The sequence below is a fragment of the Actinokineospora auranticolor genome, from assembly GCF_041897805.1.
GTDB lineage: Bacteria > Actinomycetota > Actinomycetes > Mycobacteriales > Pseudonocardiaceae > Actinokineospora > Actinokineospora auranticolor.
The window spans coordinates 5,121,004-5,139,754 of record NZ_CP154825.1 but is presented as its reverse complement, the minus strand read 5'-3'; the positions used below and the strand labels follow the sequence as shown (position 1 = coordinate 5,139,754).

Sequence of the window (18,751 nt, the reverse complement as noted above, 5' to 3'; positions counted from 1 at the left end):
TCGGAAGGCGAACCTGCCGCACCCCGGTGTGCGGGTGGGTGTCCGTCCTGCGCGGTCGGGCCGATCACGAGGTGGGATCGGTTGTCGCGTGTCGCGGGCATCAGACAGCCACCTCCGTGGGCACGCGGGTTGCCGGGTCGGCGGTGGTGGGGACGAGGAGTTCGCTGCCCGGGAGGAGTTCGAGGGGGTCGTCGATGTCGTTGGCTTCCGCGATGGTTCGCCACGCCGCGGGGTCGCCGTATTCCTGCCAGGCCAGTTGGGCGAGGGTGTCGCCCGCGACCACCACGTGGGTGCGGCTGGCCTCCGGGGTGCCGGAGGTGGGGTTCTGGCCCAGTGCGTCGGCGGTGGCCTCTTCGATGCCGACGGCGCAGGTCGCCCGCAGCGGGGAGCCGTCGGTGTCGAAGAGGGTGTACTCGACCGAGAAGCTCGACAGCACGCCGTCGAAGGACGTGGTGCGGCCGCTGCCCCACTCGAACCGCACCCAGGGGCTCGCGGGCTTCTTCGCCCGCAGGCTCTTCTCCGTCGGCACGCACGCGACCATCAGCTGCTCGACCTTGCGCTCCACGGAGCCGTCGTGGGTGTCCGTCGCGTCGAGGAACACCTCGAGGGACAGGGAGCGGGGGCCGCTGCCGACGAACTCCGGGGTGGCCGACTCGGCGGCCATCCGCGACGGTTTGCGGCGCCACTCGGTGCTCTTGGTCAGCGAGAGGCGGTTGGGGTTGAACTGGAACCGCACCCGCTCCAGCACCGCGCCCGGCTTGGCGCCCACCTTGGGTGGTGGTTCGAGGATGAGCAGCTGCGCCCTGGCCATGCCGCGGCTCATGACGCCCGCAACCCCTCGTGCGCGATCTCCAGGGTCTCCACCGCCGCCTGCGACGACGACGGGTCGAACGACGGGCCCTGCCAGCTCACCGGCACGATCCCCAGCACCTGCCAGCGCGCGATCGGCGTGAGGTTCGGCTCCAGCGCCACGATCTCGCCGTTCTTGCGCTCCACCCGGCGCACCAGCTGCTCCAACCACCGCGACACCTTCGTGGTGTCGGCGGTGACCGGGCGGCTCAGCGTGATGTTCGTCCACGTGATGCGCGACGGGAGTTGCCAGGTGAAGCCGTTGTTGCCGCCCTCGGTGAACTGCTCCACCTCCACCTGCGCGCCGAGCCCGGTGCAGGTGTGGAACGCGCCGAGGTCGTCGCCGCCGATGGCGAGCCGGAAGTACACGCTGGTGGCGAAGACACGGTCGGTCATCTGCTCGTCCTATCGGTCGTACGGGCGGCCCGCCCGGTCCCGGGACTGCCGGAGATCGGCCCGCAGCAGCCTGCTGAGCGGGTCGAAGAGCCTGCGGGCCAGGTCGTCGAGGTCGGCGGTGCTGTGGTTCTCGCGCTCGGGCACGGCTTTCAGGTGTCTGCTCCCGGTCGCCGCGCCGAGGTCGGATGCCGAGGCCGGGCCCGCCGCGCCGGGGTGGGGCAGCGGCGCGGTGCGTTGGACCGGTGTGCGCGGTGCGGGTTTGGCCACCTCCGGTGGTTTTCGGGGTGCCGACAGCACTTCGAGGGGTGCTCGTTGGACCGTCGGTGTCGGTTCGTGCGGTTTCGGGGTTGGCGCGGGCGCGTGGTGGGTGGCGGGGCGCAGGGTGGGGAGCGCGCGCTGCGCCACTCCGAGGGTGGGGGTCGTGTTCATCGTTGTTCTCCCTTGGTCGGGTCGGCTGAGGACCAGTTTGCCTTCGACGCAAGGGGTGTGGGCCGGATCGGCCGGGGCTGTGGATGGCTTTGAGGTATGTGGATAACTGTCCTGACCTGCGGAACTGTCCGGGCGGGGGTGGGCGGCGAGGAAGATTCGCCCGATCGGGGGACGGTCGGGTGTGGACTCCGCGCGCGCTTGAGTCCGAAGAGGACGATCGACGGTGGGGGCGGTTCGCCGGGGGCGGTTCAGCGCGGGCTGGAGGTTGTCGATCAGCGGCAGGGGAGGGGTGGAGCGTTGAACCGAGTCCGGGTCGCCTGCTCGTGTGCCCGAGCTGCGTTGCGCGCCGGGGAAGTCGGTCGGCCCGGTGGGTGGGACGCGCGGCGCGGACCGGTCGAGGAGCGGGGATGACTCCCCGTCGGGCGACTGGGGGCGCGGGCCGGTGACCGGGCTTGAGGGCGTGGCGCCGAGTGGGCGCGCGGTGTGGTGGAGCGGGCTGCGTTGCGCGACAGTCGAGGCTGTATTGGAGGGCGTGTGGTTGGTCGACGTGGCTTGTGCGGCGGTGTGGTGGGCTGCCGTGGGGGTGGCTACGTGGTCGGGTGATGTTCGTGCGGTGGGGAGGGGGTACTGGTTGCCGCGGGGCGGAGAGGTGTCCGAGTGGTCGTGCGCGGGTTGGGCCGCGGGGAGGGGAAATGGGGGGTGCCGAGGGGCGGCCGAGCGGGGGTGCGTTGTGCGGCCGGGTGATCGGAGGCCGACTTGGCGGTGGGGTGGAGGCCTGTGGTGGAGGGGGATTGGTTGCCGCCGGAAGTTGGGCGGGCGAGGGGGTGTTGGGCGCCGAGGTGCTGTGGGCCAGGAGTTTGCTCGTCGCTGTGGAGCGGGCGGAGCGGGGAGCGTTGCGCGAGGAGGTGTTCGGATGCTGGGGGAGGCGGGAGGGGGGTGTCGAAAGGGGATTGCGTGCCGCTGTGGGGCAGGTGGAGTGGGGAGCGTTGCGCGGTGGGGTGCTCGGGTGCCGAGGGGGCGGTGGGCTGGAGAGGAGTGCTGGAGGGGGATTGCGCGTCGCTGTGAGGCAAAGGGCGTAGTGGGGAGCGTTGGAGGGTGAGGTGGTCGGATGCTGAGGGGGTGGGCTGGAGAGGAGTGCTGGAAGGGGATTGCGTTTCGCTGTAGGGAGAGTGGGGTGCGGAGCGTTGGACGGTGGGGTGCTCGGATCCCGTGGGAGTGGTGGGCTGGAGGGGTGTACTGGAGGGGAATTGCGCGTCGCTGTGGGGCGGGCGGAGTGAAGAGCGTTGCGCGGTGAGGTGCTCGGATCCCGTGGGAGTGGTGGGCCGGAGGGGGGTATTGGAAATGGATTGCGCGTCGCTGTAAGGCGGGCGGACCGAAGTGCGTTGCGCGATGGGGTGCTCGGGCGCCGAGTTGGCGGTGGAGCGGCGGGGGGTGTGCGTGTCGCTGTGGGGTGGGTGGAGGGAGGTGCGTTGCGTAGTGGTGTGGTCGGATGTTGAGTGAGCGGGGGACTGGTGCTGTGGGGCAGTAAGGGGCAGATCGCTGTTGTGGGCTGGGGTGCGTTGTGCGGTGGGGTGGCCGGTTGCCGAGGTTGATGGGTTGGTCTGGGAGCGAGGGGGCCTGGTCGCAGGGACCTGCTCGTCCCTGCGGGGCGGTCCGGCGTCGGCTTGGGATCCAGGGTGCGCGGAGGGGGAAGCGGCAGCGGGGCTGTGTTCGTCGCTCCCGGCCAGGCTGGATGGGTTGGTTTGGGAGCTGCTGGACGGGGATCGCGCGTCGCGGTGAAGCGGGTGGAGTGAGGTGCGTTGTGCGGCGGGGAGATTGAGAGCCCGGGTGGAGGAGGGAGTCTGCCCGTCGCTGTTGGACGGAGCGGCCTGGGCGCGTTGTGCGGAGAGGTGGTGGGGGGCCGTGCCGGAAGGGGATTGGTGGTCGCCGGAGGTCGGGCGAGCGAGGGCGCGTTGGGCGACGTGCTGGGGAACCGAGCCGGACGGGCTGGTTCGGGACCGCGCGGTGGCGACCGGGAGATTGGGGGCCGGCTGCGTCGAGGAGTGGAGGCCCGCGGTGGCGGGAGTCTGCTCGTCGCTCCGGGCCGGGCTGGACGGGGTGGGTTGTGCGATGCCCGGGGAGTGCGCAGGCGGGGCGCCGAGGGGCGGGTGGGCCACGGGGTGATCAAGGGGCGGCGCGGAGGAGCGCGAGTTCGCGTCGGGCTGGGGCGACTCGGTCCCGCGGGGTGCGGTGGCCGGGGTGCGCTGCGCGACGGGGTGATCGAGTGCCGAGGCCGATCGGGCAGTCGCAGAGGGTCCACCGGGAATGGGCTGGGCGGGAGCCGGATGGGCGCCGGGTGACGCGGCAGGGCGGCGGTCGGGAGGGGCGGGGCGCGTGCGGGGAGTCCCGGCCGACGTGGTGCCCGGTACCGATCGGCTGATCCCGCGCATCGTGCCCGCGGGGGCGTCCGCCGACACCGCGTGGCCCACGTCCGTCATCAGGCCGGTCGGGCGCCACGACGCCAGGCTGGGTTTGAAGTCCGCCCACTGCCCGGTCCGCTGGATCACGGTCGGCATCGGCGGCGCCGCGCGCCACTCCGACAACGGGGAGACAGGGGACACGGGAGAGGCCGCGGCCCCGGCGTCCCGGTTCGTCGACCGCTTGCGCCGCCACGGCCACATCCGCGTCACCCGCTCCCGTTCATCCGGTTGTTGATCCGCGCGATCTCCCGCACCCACGTCCGCCGCTCGTCGTGGGTGAGGTCGAGGATGTCGGCGCGCGGCCAGTGGAAGTGGTAGGCGACGTACGCGACCTCCTCCAGCAGCCGGTCGGCCGCGTACGTCACGATTCCCCCAGGCGCCCACCGGCCAGTTCGACCTCGAACTCCGAGTCGCAGGCCGGGCAGCGCACGCCCGCCCGGGTGTGGCCCTCGCTGTTGACCCGCCGGTAGAACTCCTGCAGGAACGCGATGTCGGTGGCGTACATGCGCTCCACCACCCCGGGGTGGATGTCGGTGACCGTGCCCAGCCGGGTGATGACCTGGCTGAGCAGCACCACGCTCAGGTACCCCGGGTTCTCCTTCACCCGCACGTCCACCTGGGGCCGCAGCTCGTCGCGGGCGGTGGCCAGGCGCATGCTGCCGGTGCGGTGCAGACGGCCCTGCTCGTCCAGGTAGCCGCGGGGGAGCTCGAACTCGAACTCCGTGCGCAGCCCGCCCTCCTCCTCCGACACGGGCGGCGCGGACACCGGCGCGGGGGTGTCCGGCGCCGACCTGGACGCGAGGGCGTCCAGGTCGGCGACCGACACCGTGCGGCGCCTCACTCGACCTCGATTCGCTCGAAGGTGATGGTCGCCTTCTCGTCGGCGCCGGAGGACTGGGTGGCGTTGAGGCCCGGACCCTCCCACTTGCTCACCCAGGCGTCGAAGAGCTGCATGCGCCGGACGGTGTCGCCCTTGGTGTCCATGACCTCGATGGTCAGGTTCTGCCTGGCGTCCTCGACGTCGCCGTTGAGCAGCGTCTTGTTGATCCACGAGGTGAACTCGGGGCTCTTGTCCATGCCGCGGGTGATGGTCACCTCGCCGCCCTTGTGCCCGCCCGGCTGCTTCTTGTTGATCGGCTTGCCGCGGCTGGTCACCTGCATCGACTCGACCACGTCCTGCTCGACGACCAGCCCGCTGACCTCCTTCACGGACTCGACGGTGACCCCGCCGAGCTGGACGCCGAACCGGTGTGTCGCAAGGGTGTCGCCCTCGGCCATGTCGTCTGTGCCCCTCTCACTCGTTGATCAGGCTCGTGCTGTCGCTGAACTGCGCCAGCCGGAAGATGACGAACTCCGCGGGCTTGACCGGCGCGACGCCGATCTCGCACACCACCTGCCCGAGGTCGATGGAGCCCTGCGGGTTGTTCTCCCGGTCGCACTTGACGTAGAACGCCTCCTCGGCGGTGCGCCCGAACAGCGACCCGCGCCGCCACTCCTCGTGCAGGAACGCGCCGATGTTGCGGCGGATGCTCGACCACAGCCGGTCGTCGTTGGGCTCGAACACCACCCACTGGGTGCCGACCAGGATCGACTCCTCCAGGTAGTTGAACAGCCGCCGCACGTTCAGGTAGCGCCACGCCGGGTCCGACGACAGCGTCCGCGCGCCCCACACCCGCACGCCGCGCCCGGCGAAGGCGCGCAGGCAGTTCACGCCGATGGGGTTGAGCAGGTCCTGCTCGCCCTTGCTCAGCGACACCTCCAGGTCGACCGCGCCGCGCACCACCTCGTTCGCGGGGGCCTTGTGCACGCCGCGCTCGGCGTCGCTGCGCGCCCAGATCCCGGCGACGTGCCCGCTGGGCGGGACCAGCGTGTTGCGGCCGGTCGGCGGGTCGAACACCTTGATCCACGGGTAGTAGAGGGCGGCGTAGCGGGAGTCGTAGCCCGCCTCGTCGTTGCGCCACTCCCGCGCGCGCTGCGCGTTGAGCCCGGGCGGGGCGTCGAGGACGGCGACCCGGTCGCCCATCTGCTCGCAGTGCGAGATGGCGGCGAGCTGCACGGTGCGCACGCCCTCGGCGTCGATGAGGCCGCGCTGGTAGGCGCTCATCAGGTCGGGCATGGCGACCATGGTGATCTCGTCGACGGTCTCGAGACCGCCGAAGCCGGTGCGCTCGGCGAGGTCGCCGACGTACTCCTGGGCGTCGACCGGGGCGGCCGCCGGGGGCCCGGCGGGCGGCACGGTGACCGACTGCCGCTCCGGCTTGGCCAGGGTGGTGCCGGGGGCCTCGGTGACCTGGATCAGCCTGGACCGCTCCGCGACCTGGGTGACGACGTAGCTCTTGATGTTCTTGCGGGTGGACACCTCGTGCGTCTCCACCACCTTGCCGTCCTGGCTGACCAGCAGCTTGAACCGGTCCTCCGGCGGGTTCTCCCCGTCGGCGTCGGCGACCTGCACGGTCACCTCGGAGGTCGCGCCGGGCAGCGCGCTGATCCGCAGCGTGCCCAGCCGCACGGTCTCGCCGGTCGTGGGCTTCTCGGGCACCGACGAGTCGGCGGACCGGCCGCCGACGCGGACGATGTAGGCGGCGCCGCCACCGTTGGCGAAGTAGCCGTAGACGGCGTGCGCGAGGTAGGTGTGCTCGGTGAAACCGCCGAAGGTCTGGGTGTACTGGCTCCAGTTGGTGACCAGCGTGGGCCGGTGGAACGGGCCCTCCTCGGCGAAGCCGACGAACGCGGCGACCGCCGTGCCGACGCCCTCGATCGGCCTGGCCCCGGTTTGGACCTCCTCCACGTACACGCCAGGGGAGAGGTAGGACGGCATGCTCGCTCCTTCGCGGTCGGCTGGCCCCAAGCCTCGCGCGGGCGCGGGCGGCGCGGCAGGTCCGCCGGACCCCGACACCGGGCAGTGGCCATGCCTTTCCGGGCAGGGAAGGCGGGGTGCACCTCTCCGTGCCCCTACCGCACTGGGGTGGCTGTCGTGGTGCGGGTAGGACTGACCGCATGCGTGAGTACGCCAAGAAGTCCGATGAGACGACCAAGGCACCGACTCGTGCGACAAGTGCACAGAGGACGCCCACCGACGAGCTGTTGCGTTTGCAGCGCGTAGTGGGCAATCGCGCGGTGGCCGACGGGGGGTTGGTGCACTCTGTGTTGTCCGGTGGGGGCACACCGCTGGACGCACCCGTGCGCGCGGAGATGGAGTCCCGGATGGGCCACGACTTCTCCGATGTTCGCCTGCACACCGACACCGTCGCGCAGCGGTCGGCGGAGGAGTTGGGTGCCGCCGCGTACACGTCCGGGAGTCACGTAGTGGTGGGTTCGGGCGGTATGGACATGCACACCCTCGCCCACGAGCTGACCCACGTCGTGCAGCAGCGGTCCGGGCCGGTGTCGGGTACGGACAACGGTGACGGCGTGTCCGTGTCGGACCCGTCGGACTCCTTCGAGCGCGCCGCGGAGGCGAACGCGCACCGGGTGATGTCCGAGCCGATGCCCGACGAGCACGCCGACTGACGGCTCGGCGCGGTTCAGGCGGGCGTGACCGCCAGCCACGGCCGGAAGTCCTCGGCCCTGGTCAGGTGCCCCTGCTTGTGGTGCTCCTCGTGGATGGCGGTCATCAGGTCCGCCATCGTCACCGCCCGGTTCCCCGCCGCGGCCAGGTACGCCGCCGACACCGCGCACGAGCGGATGGCGCCGCCCGCGAGGTCGAAGCGGGACGCGCACACGTCCAGGTCGAGGTCGTCCGCGCGCGGGATGGCGGGCCCGAGGCAGGTGTCCCACAGCAGCCTGCGCTGCGCCGCGTCGGGCATCGGGAACGCGGCGATCACATCGAGCCTGCGGGTGAACGCCTCGTCGAGGTTGGCCCGCAGGTTGGTGGTGAGAATCGCGATGCCGTCGAAGGACTCCATGCGCTGCAGCAGGTACGCCGACTCCAGGTTCGCGTAGCGGTCGCGGGAGTCGCTGACCGCCGAGCGCTTCCCGAACAGCGCGTCGGCCTCGTCGAACAGCAGCACGCCGTTGACGTCGGCGGCCTCGTCGAAGACCCGTTCCAGGTTCTTCTCGGTCTCGCCGACGTACTTGTCGACCACGCTCGACAGGTCGACCACGTACAGGTCCATGCCGAGGTCACCGGCCACCACCTCGGCGGCCAGCGTCTTGCCGGTGCCCGACTCGCCCGCGAACAGCGCCAGCACGCCCCGGCCGCGGCCGCCGCCGGGCCGCATCCGCCAGTCGCCCAGCACGGTGTCGCGGTGCCGGGCGCGGGCGGCCAGCTCGGCGAGGCGGGTCTTGGCGCGGTCGGGCAGCACGAGGTCGGACCAGGTGACGGCCGGGGTGATCCGCCGGGCCAGCTTGGCCAGCCCGGCGCCGTTCTGGGTGCGCACCCCCGCCCGCACGTCGGCCGCGGTGACCGCCCGGTTCTCCCGCGCGGCCAGCCGCCGGGCCACCGAGACGGCCGCCCGCATCTGGCTCGCGCCGAGCCGGAACGCCGACAGTTCCGCGACCGGCACGTCGAGCCCGTCCAGCGCCTCGGCCCACGCGGGCCCGGTGCCCGCGTCGACCGGTAGGGGAGTCACCGGCGCCCACCGGGGATCCCACTGGCTCTTACCGTGCAGCACCAAGGGAAGGTCGTGTGCCAGTAACGCGCGCAGCACCGTGGGCGGCACACCGTCGACCGGTCCCACTACGAGACTCGCACCGCGCAACCGCGCCTCACGCACCAACGGCGCCACCACCTCCGACGGTGCCGACACCATCGACAGGTCCGCCACCACAGCGGTACCCGCGACCTCGACCTCACCGCGCGAGTACATCGCCCCCACGGGCCGTAGACCGTCCACCCGCGTCCGCACGCGCGTGAACCCGGCGATGCCCGGATCGACCCGGTCGAGTCCCAACAGGTGGGCCTGCACCCGGTCCGGCACCCGCACCTCGCGGGAGAGGAACGGCTGGTCCTCCCCCAGGACGTCCACCAGCCCGCCCGTGACCAGCGGCGCGTCGGGCCGGAACCGGAACCGGCCCGGACCGGCCGGGGTCTGCCCGCACAACGCCAAAGCCAGGCCCACGGTCGGCCGCCTGCGGGTCACGTCGTCGTTGAGGTAGCCGTAGAGCCGTTCGAACCGGGCGTCGAGATCCGGTGCGAGCGCGATGAGCAGGAACTCCATGTCCAGCGCGGTCAACCCGAACGACTCCGCGAGCCGCCCCTCCGCCGTGGGCGGGATATCGGCGGGGACCACAAGAGGCTCGGGAGAGTCCAAGAGGGCACGGACAGCCTCATCCGTGATGTAGAGGCCACGGTACGGGTCGGTGAGGTTCGGGTCCTGACTTTGCCTGTCCGCCACGGTCTTCCGCACACGGCGTTCCACCGCGCCCAAACGCGCCCACAGCCCGGTCAGGTCGTCTTCGGTCACCGCGCGCTCCTCCGCCTACGGGCACCCGGTCGCGCGCGGGCCGCAGCGAACCCGTCGGAGGGTGCCGACTCGTCGTAGCGCAACCGGCGGTCCCCATCCGACTCGGTGCGCACCATCAGGCCGTCGGTGACCGGTGGCGCCACCGGCGTCCTCTTACGCGCCAACGGCGCGATGACCTGGAGGTTGACCGCCGGTTTGAGCCGCCCCTCCAACGCCGACCACACCTCGGTCGCCGCCTGCCCGTCGGTGATCGGACCCGCCGACTGGAACAGCACCGAGCGCCCCAATTCCGCCAACGACCCCGTCAGCCAGCGGTGGTGGAGCACGTCGTGGGGGGCCACGGCGCGCAGGATGTCCGACAGCAGACGGTGCTCGTCCTTGGGGCGCGCGGTCCACACCGTCGCCAAATAGGACAACTGGTACCACAACGGCGGTTCGCGGCGCCCCACCACCGTTCCGTCGTCGTCGGCCTCCTCCTGCACACCGGTGCGGCGTCGGCTGCTGTCCTCGCGCAGGTCGTAGAGGAACACGCTCACCGTCGGCGCGGTCAACTTCGCCGCCCAGTCCTTGGTCGGCGCGTCGAAGACCAGTTCCACCCCCTCGGCGGGGATGCCCTCCTCGGCCAGCAGCAGCCGCAGCGCCTCGTCCACCTCGTCGATCACGCCCGGGCTCCCCTCATCGACGGGCCACCACGCCGGGTGGGGCGATCATGCCGGTGACCACCAGGAACGGCGTGGTCACCGGCCCGAACCCGGGGCCGGACGCGGTGATCACGCGCGGGCCGGTCTGGTCCTTGGTGAGGATCAGCAACTGCGCGGTGAACGTGCCGTCGGCGCGCGGGGTGGTCGGCGCCGCCGACGCGGTGATCCCCGGCGTCCAGGTCAGCCGCACCGGGGCGCCCGGCGGGAAGTCGACGCCGCGCACCGACGTGACGAACCCGGGTTTCCCGATCGGCGGCACGGCCACGATCTTCGGCAGCAGGATCCGCAGCCGGGTCCGCGCGCGGTTGTCGCCGCTGTCGGCGTCGGTGCCGGTCGTGCGCAGCTGTCCCGTGACATCCGCGACCAACGCGGCGTCGGGTCGTAGTAGCACCTGCACGGTCAGGGAAGCACCCGGTGCGAGATCGGGCAAAGCGCAAGAGTTCCGTACGCACGCGGGCGGCACCGACGCGACCGGCACCCGCCGAGGCAGCCCCAGATCCAGCCGCAGGCCCGTGGCGGTGGAGGCGCCCCGGTTGCGCACGGTGTAGGTGATGGTCGTCGAACCGCCCACATAGGACGGATTGGGCTGGGCCACGACCGCCACACCAGGGCTCGCGGGCGGCGGTGGTTGCGGGCCCGGTAGGGGCGGTGGCGCGGGAGACGTCGGAGGCGCGGGTGGTGTCGTGGTCGTCGTAGTGGTGGGCGGCGCGGGCACGTCGACCGGCACAAGAGTCGTTCCACCGTTGTCATTGGGCTCCGTGTCCAACACGGTGCTCGTGACCGTCCAGTCGAGCGGATGCGTACCCGGCTCGGTGGGCGTCAGGTCGGCGGTGACCTGAACCGTGGTGTTCGGCGGCAAGAGGCCGATATCGCACCGGGGACCGTTGGAGGAACACGCACCACGCATGCGTATCAACGTGAGCCCGGGCGGCACCGATACCTGCAACTCCGTCCCCGGCGACGGCCCCGGACCGCGGTTGGTCACCGTGACCGTCACGGACGTGTCCACCCCCACCGTCGCGCGCGGCGCCACGGGCGGCGCGTCGAGCCCCAGGTCGACCAGCAGTTGCCAGGTCGGCTCCTTCTGCCTGCCCGGCAGGCCACCCGCCAGCCGGGTCAGCCGCCGGGTGTCCAGGTCGAGGATCGCCATGGACTCCGGCGAGTTCGGGTCGTAGGTGGTTCGCTTCGTCATCACGAGCTTGCTGCCGTCCGGCGAGAACGACACATCACGCGGTTGGGGCGGACCGTTCGGATCCGTAAGAGCGCCCGAACACGAGTTTTGCCCCTCCGGAAGCAAGACCTCGCATCGGTTGTCGGACAGCGTCACTCGCAGCAGACCGTCGTTCTCGCGGTTGAACACAAGGGTGCGCCCATCGGGGGAGAACGCCGGACTGTCATCCGTGGTGTCACAGGCGAATCCGCATACCGTGGCGCTGATGTCCCGTTGTTGGTCCAGCCCCTCCGCGCGCGCGGTCCACACGTGGTGCGTGCGCGGCTGTCCCTGCGGACCCCCGGCGACCGTGCCCCGGCTGAACGCCAGCACGCGACCGTCCGGTGACCACGCCGGTTGCCCGTCGTCCTGGTCGGCGTTGGGATCGGGGTTGCGCAGCCGCGCCACGACCTCCCCGGTGTCCACCCGCACGATGACGACCCGGCTGGGCCCGCCCTCGCGGTTGGGCGCGCCGGGGGAGCGGCGGGCCACGGCGACCAGCGTGCCGTCCGGCGACCACGCCGCGTCGGTCTCCCAGTCCCCGACCTTCCGGTCCGCCAACGGCATGGGTGCACCGTTTAGCCCGTCCGCGTCGGTGATCCACACCCGTTGCGACCGCCTGCCCTCGATGGTCTCGAACCGGCTCACCGCGATCCGCCGCCCGTCGGGGGAGTAGCTCTGCCGCTGCGTCCACGGGTCGAAGCCCGGGTTCGGGTTGAACAGCCGGTTCGAGTCGGTGAGCGCTGCCGGGTCCTCGGTCAGCACCTCCACCCCCAGGTCGCGGGGGTCGGCGCCGTCCGGCCGGATGTCCTGCATCGTCGCCACGTTGCGGGTGCGCGCCGTCGTGCGCGCCACCACCAGGCCGCCGTCGAGCCACGCGGGGGAGTCGACGCAGCGGTCCTCCTCCAGCAGCAGCACCGGGTCCCCGGCCGTCGGCGCGGACACCCGGTAGACCAGGTCGACCGCACCGCGCGGCTCCGGGTCGCCCGGACAGCCGCACACCTTGTTGAGGCTGAGGAACAGCAGGTCGGCGCCGCCGGGCAGCCACACCGGCCACCGGCTCTGCCACCCCACCCGCGACCCCACGAGCAGCGGCAGGCCGTTGCCGCCCGAGGTGATCCGGATCGTCTGGTCGCCTTCGGTGGCCTCGTTCGCGTCGCCGTCGAGGGTGTACGCGATCAGGTCCCGCTTGTCCGGGTCCGTCGAGGGATTCCACGACGGTTGCCACGCCGCGCCGACCAACAGGTTCGTCACGCGTTCCGGTTGACCGTCCAACGGCATGCGGTAGATCTGCCACCGGCCATCGGCGTTCCCGGAGAAGGCGACGCTACCGCCGTCGGGTGAGAAAGTCGGCCATATTTCGTCGGTAGCGCTGTCGGTGAGTTTGCGCAGTCCCGTGCCGTCGGTCCGCACCAACCAGAGATCCCGTTGCCCATTGGGCGTCGACGCGTCGGGAGAGTCGAACGCCACCCACCGGCCGTCGGGGGACACATGGGGGTGCAGCGCGTTCAGGTCCGTAGTGAGCCGCCGCGTCCCACCGGGGTCGGTCACATACACCTGGTAGGTACGCGAATCCCGGAGGCTGACGAACGCCAGCACGTTCCCCACGGCGTTGGGATACCGGTCGTAGTGGGTGACTGAACCCTCGAACACCGGTGCCGTGGTGGTTTGGGACGTCGCTGTCCCAAGGCTCCGGTGTTCCGTGCCCGCGAACGCGATCCTCTCCTCCGACGCGGCCGCGACCGGTCGCACCGGCGAAGTGCCGTTGTGCACCGGGACCGTGCAAATGCCCAGCACGAGAAGAAGAGTGGCACCGGTACGGAGGAAACGGGCTCTGCGGGGGTCCACCCTGTCGATGGTGGCCACGGGTGGACTCGGCGTTGAGGTGTGCGCGGGCAGTGGCCGGGGCACGGCGCGTGCCCACCCGTGTTCGCGCCGTGGTGGGCCGGTGGGGTCCGGGGCGCCTATCGGATGCCGATCAGATAAGGCCCTGCCGCAACGCGTATCCGACGGCGTGAGCGCGGTTGCGCAAGTGCAGGCGCGTGGTGATCTCGTGCAGGATGTTCTTCACCGTGCGCTCGGAGTACGACATCTTCGCCGCGATCTCGGCGGTGTCGAAGCCCTCGGCGATCAACCGCAGCACGTCGACCTCGCGCGCGGTCAGCGTCGACAGGGTCAGACCGCGCGGGTCCAGCACCTCCCGCTGCAACCGTCCCACGTGGTCGATGAGGTGCCCGAGCAGGTCACCCGGCAGCACACCCTCACCGCGCGACATCGCGGTCACCATCTCCACCAACCGCTCGCCGGTGGCCGTCGCGCGGCGCAGCACCGCGGCCACACCGCACTCGATCGCGCTTTGCAGCGCCGTGCGCTCGAACCGGCCCACGACCAGCCCGACCCGCGCGTCCCCGTGCCGCAACCGCCGCAACAACCTCGTCGTCTCCTCGTCGACCTGGTCGACCACCACCAGCGCGACGGACGCCCGCTCGGCGTCCTCCTCGGGCAGCAGGTCGACCTCGGGGCGTTGGCGCAACTGGTGGACCACACCGGCCCGCAGGATCGGGTCCGACGCGTGCACGCCGACCGGGACCCGGCGGCGTGGCGGGCCGTATGTGGTGGTGCCGACCGCTTCGACCGTGGTTGTCATGTGGTCCTCCATCACGAGAAGCCGTGCCGGGGCGCTGTTCGTCCCGGCTGGGAGAAGCGCGAGGGCATCCGGTGTGCCCCCGCCCTGCCCGCCGCGCCCTGTCCGCGCGGTACGGGCGTACCTAGCGTTCTACGGGTGACGACTTCGGCTGAACTGGAGTTCCCGACGGTGACCGTGGTCCCCGGGAGCGAGGCCACCACGACGCTGACGGTGCGCAACGACACCGACATCGTCGAGGCGTACACCTTCGAACCGGTCGGTCCGTGCGCGGCGTGGGCGACCGTGGAACCCGAACGGTTGTCGCTGTACCCCGGCACGGCCGAGAGGGTCACCGTGCGTCTGCGCCCGCCGCGCACCGCCGACGTCCGCGCGGGGGAGAACCCGCTCGGCATCCGGGTGCTGCCGGTCGAACACCCCGAGCTGGTCACGGTGCCCGAGACCACCGTCGTCGTGGAACCGTTCGGGTCCCTCGACGCCGGGCTGCGCCCGACCCGCAGGCGCACCTGGCGTTCCGCGCGCTACCAGGTCGAACTGGCCAACCGCGGCAACTCGCCCACCACCGTCACCCTGACCCCCGCCGACACCGGCGACGACCCGAGGGTGCGGGTCACCCCGACCACCGTGGACCTGCGCCCCCAGGACGAGGGCGCGGCCACGCTGCGGGTCCGCACGCGCGGGATCGTCTGGTTCGGCAAGTCCACCACCTACCCGGTGCGGGTCACCGCGACGACCGCCGAGGGCGAGTCGCGCGAGCTGACCGGGGAACTGGTCCGCATGGCGCTGCTGCCCCGGTGGCTGCTCGCCCTGCTGGCCCTGCTCGTGGCGTTGCTGCTGCTGTGGTTCACCCTGGTGCGGCCCGCGGTCCGCAGCTCCGCCCGGGAGGCCGCCGAACAGGCCGCCGAGAACAAGGCGCAGGAAATGGTGCAGGACGGACAATTGCAACCCGGACCGTCCAACCCGGCCGTGATCGGGGATCCGGGCCAGGCCCAGCAGCCCGGCGCGCCCGGCGGCGCGCAGCCCGGCGGCACCCCCGGGGGCACCGGCGGCGGGGTCAGCAGGCAGAGCTCCGGCACCGTCGAGGTCCGCACCGGCGGCGGCACCGCGGGCAGCGGCACCTACGTCGTGCCCCCCGGCAAGACGTTCCTCATCACCGACCTGGTGCTCGCCAACTTCCAGGGCGACGAGGGCGTGCTCACCGTCGTCTTCGGCGACCGGGTGATCACCACCATCGCGCTGGAGACCTTCCGCAACCAGGACTACCACTGGGTGACCCCGATCGAGATCACCGAGAACGGCGCGGTCACCGCCAACGTCTCCTGCGACCGCCCGGGTACCCCCGCCTCCGGCCGCCAGGCGCAGACCTGCGTCGAGGTGCTCAACGTCAGCGGGGAACTCAGGGACCTGCCCACCCGCTAACCCCGTCGACATCCGCACACCCTCCCCGGTTCCCCAACGCACACCCCCAGGTGCCCCACTGAGACAACCACCGGCCGCCCCCCGCGACCATGAAGATCGACCGGCAGAAATTGTGTTGGTTTCTGTCGAACCGCTTATCGCCTTCACCCGTGTAGGTCACACAGGCCGCCCCCCGATCGGGGGTGTGGCGTGGCCGCCTACCTTCGGCACCATCGGTGCGGGGTGGGACCCGGGCGATGGGAGCAGGGGGTTCGATGTCGAACGGTCCGATGGCAGCAGGTCCGGCGGGCCCGCGGGACACGACGTACGCGGGGCTGCTCACCCGGCACCGGCACGCGGCCGGGCTCACCCAGGAGGAGCTGGCCGAGAAGGCCGGGGTGAGCACCCGCTCGATCAGCGACCTGGAACGCGGCCGGGTGCGGCGGCCGCAGCGGCGGACCTGCCAGGCGCTCGCCGCCGCGCTCGCGCTCTCCGGCGCCGACCTCGCCGAGTTCCTCGGCAGCGGCGGCTACCAGCCGATCCACGCCGAACCGGACGACGAGCCGGAGGTGCCCGCCGTCGTCGACCGGCCGCTGCGCGAGCTGCCGCCCGAGGTGGAGCTGGCGGGCCGCGACGGCGAACTCGCCCGCGTGCTGCGCTTGGTCGACGGGCACCCCAGGACGCACCGCGCGGCCGTGTTGACCGTGCACGGCGCCCCCGGCGTCGGCAAGACCGCGTTCGCCGTGCACGCCGGTCACCGGCTGGTCGAGCGCTTCCCCGACGGCTGCTTCTTCGTGAACCTGCGTGGCATGGACCCCGACCCGCTGACCGCCGAGCAGGCCCTGGGCCGGTTCCTGGTCGCGCTCGGGATCAAGGAGTCCGCGCTGCCCGACGGCGTCGAGGAGCGCGCCGGTCTCTACCGCGCGCTGCTGCGCGACCGGCGGATGCTGCTCGTGCTGGACAACGCCGCCGACGAGGCCCAGGTGCGGCCGCTGATCCCCAGCAGCGCGGCCTGCCTGGTGCTGGTGACCAGCAGGCGGATGCTCTCCGGGCTGGAGGTGACCGCCCGCGTGCCGCTGGAGGTGCTGCGCGCGGAGGCCGCCGAGCGGCTGCTGGTGTCGATCATCGGCGAGCAGCGCGCCGCCGCCGAGCCCGCCGCGGTCGCGCGCGTGGCCGAGCTGTGCGGTCACCTGCCGCTGGCGCTGCGCATCGCGGGCAACCGGCTGGCCACCCGCCCGCGCTGGCACGTCGCGCACCTGGTCGCGCACCTGGAGGACCAGCGCCGCAGGCTGACCGCGCTCACCGCGGGAGACCTGCAGGTCCGGTCCGCGTTCGAGGTGTCCTACCGGCTTTGCGACCGCAACACCCGCGAGGTGTTCCGGCTGCTGTCGCTGGTGCCGCCGCCGGAGGTGCCCGCCGACCTGGTCGCGGTGCTGGCCGAGACCGACGTCGACACCGCCGAGCGCAGGCTGGAGGAACTGGTGGACGCCAGCCTGCTGGAACCCGGCCTGAGCCCCGGCCGCTACACCCCGCACGACCTGCTGCGGGTGTTCGCGGGCGAGCGGCTGGCCCTGGAGGACGCGCCCGAGCGGATCGCCGCCGTCGAGTCCCGGATGATCGGCTGGGTGCTGCGCGCCGCCACCGAGGCGGGCTTCCTGCTGTCCCCGCCCGGGTCGGGGCAGGGCGAGGAGACCCGGGTCGGGATCGTGCGCACGGCGGCGGAGGCGCTGGAGTGGCTGGACGCGGAACGGCCCCGCTGGCTGGCCGCCGCGCGCGCGGGCACCAAGGTGGGCCGCTACGCCGAGGTGCTGGAGTTCGCCCGCGCCATGCACTGGTACTCCGAGGTCCGCCCGGAGGCCGACCTGTGGCGCGAGGTGTTCGGCTACGGCGTCACCGCGGCCCGCGCGCTGCACCGGCGGCGCGACGAGGCGGTGCAGCTCAACTTCCTCGGCTGGGCGCTGACCCTGACCCGCACCCGGCTCGCGGAGGCACTGGCGGTGCACGAACGGGCCTGGCGCGCCGCCCGCGAGACCGGCGACCGCAACGAGGAGGCGTGGGCGCTGCAGTACTGCGGCCGCACCGAGCTGGTGCAGGGCCGCGCGGTCGAGGCCGCCGAGTACATCCGCCCGGCCATCGCCCTGTTCGACGAGCTCGGCGACGACCTGGGCAAGTACATCGCGCTGTCGATCCTCGGCCTGGCGCTGCACGAGCTCGGCGACTACGCGGGCGCGGTCGACGCGCACGGCCAGACCGTGGCGTTCTTCCGCGCGCCGCGGATGCGCCCGCACGGGAACCTGCTCGCCGTCGCGCTGCTGCGGCTGGCCGACACCCACGAGGCCGCGGGCGACCTGGGCGCCGCCGACGACACCTTCCGCGAGTCGCAGGCCCTGGCCGCCGCGGCCAACTACCCGCACGTGGAGGGCCTGGCCGCGTTCGGCCGCGCCCGCTGCACCCCGGACCCGGCGGCGATCCGCCGCCACCTGGAGACCGCGCGGTCCGTGCTGACCGAGACCGCGGAACCGTGGCACCACGCGCGGGTGCTCGACCAGCTGGCCCAGGTGGTCTCGGCGGCCGAACCGGGGCTCGCCGCGGCGCACCGGGCCCAGGCCAAGGAGCTGTGCGCGCGGGTCAACACCCCGGAGTCGCGGGCGCTCGCCGACCGCCTGGCCGAGGTCGAGACCGCCGCCACCCGCACCGGCTAGTGCCATTAGGATCTTCTGCCGTCGGCGCCGACCCAGAGCGGCGCCCCGGCCGAGCGGAGTGGCGCTTGAGAGTGGATCGCGCGGTGGCACTGGTCGTCGGGATCTGCGGGGTCGGGGCGGTGGCGGGGTGCACGAGCGCGGTCGCGGGGCTGCCGCTCCCGGCCCCCGGGGCCACCGCCGAACGCCGGGTGTTCGACGCGTCCGCTGTCGAGGACGGCGTCAGGTCGATCCTGGAGGAGAACTACCGGGTCGACGGGGTTGGGGAGATCAGCTGCCCCGAGGACCAGCCGGTGGTCAAGGGCTACTCCTTCCGCTGCGACGTGCGGATCAACGGCGCGCGCAAGACGGTCGTCGTCACGAACCGCGACACCGAGGGCGAGTACGAGGTCTCGTTGCCCGAGTAGCGGTCGGAAAGGCTCGACGGGCCGCCTGCCCGCCGAGCTGCGCGCCCTGATCGAGTCCGGGCCGCCCTCGGCCGTGCGACTACCGGTTGGGTCGCGCCCGCACGGGGCGACGCCCACAGCGTCGAGGTTCGGGCCGCGGTAGCCGCCGCCGGAC

Annotated in this window: 16 protein-coding genes; 5 read left to right on the top strand and 11 right to left on the bottom strand. The window is 72.4% G+C overall.

Features of this window, described 5'->3' with window-relative positions; translation table 11 throughout:
* Window positions 1–100 precede the first annotated feature (100 nt).
* From V5P93_RS22315 to V5P93_RS22305, 3 genes are read right to left on the bottom strand one after another with little or no spacing between them, the layout of a single operon-like run.
* On the bottom strand, window positions 101–823 hold the full coding sequence (locus V5P93_RS22315) for a LysM peptidoglycan-binding domain-containing protein (RefSeq protein ID WP_104478932.1): 723 nt from the start codon (window positions 821–823) through the stop codon (window positions 101–103).
* Window positions 820–1,245: a phage tail protein gene (locus V5P93_RS22310; RefSeq protein ID WP_104478933.1), complete on the bottom strand. Its 426-nt coding sequence runs from the start codon at window positions 1,243–1,245 to the stop codon at window positions 820–822. Before V5P93_RS22310 ends, V5P93_RS22315 begins: the two co-directional genes overlap by 4 nt.
* Before the next feature lie 9 nt (window positions 1,246–1,254).
* Window positions 1,255–1,674: a hypothetical protein gene (locus V5P93_RS22305; protein ID WP_104478934.1), complete on the bottom strand. Its 420-nt coding sequence runs from the start codon at window positions 1,672–1,674 to the stop codon at window positions 1,255–1,257.
* A gap of 2,373 nt (window positions 1,675–4,047) precedes the next feature.
* Between V5P93_RS22305 and V5P93_RS22300 the strand changes: the two genes are divergently transcribed.
* Entirely contained in the window at window positions 4,048–4,368 is a 321-nt protein-coding gene (locus V5P93_RS22300) for a hypothetical protein (RefSeq protein ID WP_146108001.1), read from the top strand.
* Here the strand turns inward: V5P93_RS22300 and V5P93_RS22295 are convergent.
* From V5P93_RS22295 to V5P93_RS22280, 4 genes are read right to left on the bottom strand one after another with little or no spacing between them, the layout of a single operon-like run.
* Window positions 4,340–4,498, bottom strand: a complete 159-nt coding sequence (locus tag V5P93_RS22295; protein ID WP_181043451.1) for a DUF6760 family protein — start codon at window positions 4,496–4,498, stop codon at window positions 4,340–4,342. The genes V5P93_RS22300 and V5P93_RS22295 overlap by 29 nt on opposite strands.
* A complete protein-coding gene (locus V5P93_RS22290; RefSeq protein WP_104478936.1) occupies window positions 4,495–4,974 on the bottom strand; it encodes a hypothetical protein in 480 nt (159 codons plus the stop codon). The genes V5P93_RS22295 and V5P93_RS22290 overlap by 4 nt, the downstream gene beginning before the upstream one ends.
* The gene (locus V5P93_RS22285) at window positions 4,971–5,411 is read right to left on the bottom strand and encodes a phage tail protein (protein ID WP_104478937.1); all 441 of its coding nucleotides are present in this window, start codon (window positions 5,409–5,411) and stop codon (window positions 4,971–4,973) included. Before V5P93_RS22285 ends, V5P93_RS22290 begins: the two co-directional genes overlap by 4 nt.
* Window positions 5,412–5,427: 16 nt before the next feature.
* On the bottom strand, window positions 5,428–6,951 hold the full coding sequence (locus V5P93_RS22280) for a phage tail sheath family protein (protein ID WP_104478938.1): 1,524 nt from the start codon (window positions 6,949–6,951) through the stop codon (window positions 5,428–5,430).
* A gap of 179 nt (window positions 6,952–7,130) precedes the next feature.
* Between V5P93_RS22280 and V5P93_RS22275 the strand changes: the two genes are divergently transcribed.
* Complete coding sequence (locus tag V5P93_RS22275) at window positions 7,131–7,643, top strand: DUF4157 domain-containing protein (RefSeq protein WP_104478939.1); 513 nt, start codon at window positions 7,131–7,133, stop codon at window positions 7,641–7,643.
* A 14-nt stretch (window positions 7,644–7,657) separates the two neighbouring features.
* On the opposite strand, the gene V5P93_RS22270 is transcribed toward V5P93_RS22275, so the two are convergent.
* The 4 genes from V5P93_RS22270 to V5P93_RS22255 form a co-directional block, all read right to left on the bottom strand.
* Window positions 7,658–9,538, bottom strand: coding sequence for an ATP-binding protein (locus V5P93_RS22270; protein ID WP_104478940.1), 1,881 nt, complete (start codon window positions 9,536–9,538; stop codon window positions 7,658–7,660).
* On the bottom strand, window positions 9,535–10,200 hold the full coding sequence (locus tag V5P93_RS22265) for a DUF4255 domain-containing protein (protein ID WP_104478941.1): 666 nt from the start codon (window positions 10,198–10,200) through the stop codon (window positions 9,535–9,537). Before V5P93_RS22265 ends, V5P93_RS22270 begins: the two co-directional genes overlap by 4 nt.
* Window positions 10,201–10,213: 13 nt before the next feature.
* Window positions 10,214–13,102: a hypothetical protein gene (locus tag V5P93_RS22260; protein WP_245931230.1), complete on the bottom strand. Its 2,889-nt coding sequence runs from the start codon at window positions 13,100–13,102 to the stop codon at window positions 10,214–10,216.
* 325 nt (window positions 13,103–13,427) lie between these two features.
* Window positions 13,428–14,096, bottom strand: coding sequence for a response regulator transcription factor (locus tag V5P93_RS22255; protein WP_104479063.1), 669 nt, complete (start codon window positions 14,094–14,096; stop codon window positions 13,428–13,430).
* A gap of 135 nt (window positions 14,097–14,231) precedes the next feature.
* Between V5P93_RS22255 and V5P93_RS22250 the strand changes: the two genes are divergently transcribed.
* From V5P93_RS22250 to V5P93_RS22240, 3 genes are all read left to right on the top strand, one after another.
* A complete protein-coding gene (locus V5P93_RS22250) occupies window positions 14,232–15,512 on the top strand; it encodes a hydrolytic protein (RefSeq protein ID WP_181043452.1) in 1,281 nt (426 codons plus the stop codon).
* Between the two features lie 269 nt (window positions 15,513–15,781).
* Window positions 15,782–18,193 (top strand): helix-turn-helix domain-containing protein, encoded by a 2,412-nt coding sequence (locus V5P93_RS22245; protein ID WP_104478943.1) that lies wholly within the window; start codon window positions 15,782–15,784, stop codon window positions 18,191–18,193.
* 83 nt (window positions 18,194–18,276) lie between these two features.
* Entirely contained in the window at window positions 18,277–18,597 is a 321-nt protein-coding gene (locus V5P93_RS22240) for a DUF4333 domain-containing protein (protein ID WP_181043453.1), read from the top strand.
* The last annotated feature ends 154 nt before the right edge of the window (window positions 18,598–18,751 follow it).

Excerpts from the sequence above, each read along its gene's own strand:
- V5P93_RS22280 (WP_104478938.1), bottom strand. The coding sequence starts at position 6,951 with ATGCCGTCCTACCTCTCCCCTGGCGTGTACGTGGAGGAGGTCCAAACC.
- V5P93_RS22310 (WP_104478933.1), bottom strand. The coding sequence starts at position 1,245 with ATGACCGACCGTGTCTTCGCCACCAGCGTGTACTTCCGGCTCGCCATC.
- V5P93_RS22275 (WP_104478939.1), top strand. The coding sequence starts at position 7,131 with ATGCGTGAGTACGCCAAGAAGTCCGATGAGACGACCAAGGCACCGACT.
- V5P93_RS22305 (WP_104478934.1), bottom strand. The coding sequence starts at position 1,674 with ATGAACACGACCCCCACCCTCGGAGTGGCGCAGCGCGCGCTCCCCACC.
- V5P93_RS22245 (WP_104478943.1), top strand. The coding sequence starts at position 15,782 with ATGGCAGCAGGTCCGGCGGGCCCGCGGGACACGACGTACGCGGGGCTG.
- V5P93_RS22315 (WP_104478932.1), bottom strand. The coding sequence starts at position 823 with ATGAGCCGCGGCATGGCCAGGGCGCAGCTGCTCATCCTCGAACCACCA.
- V5P93_RS22285 (WP_104478937.1), bottom strand. The coding sequence starts at position 5,411 with ATGGCCGAGGGCGACACCCTTGCGACACACCGGTTCGGCGTCCAGCTC.
- V5P93_RS22255 (WP_104479063.1), bottom strand. The coding sequence starts at position 14,096 with ATGACAACCACGGTCGAAGCGGTCGGCACCACCACATACGGCCCGCCA.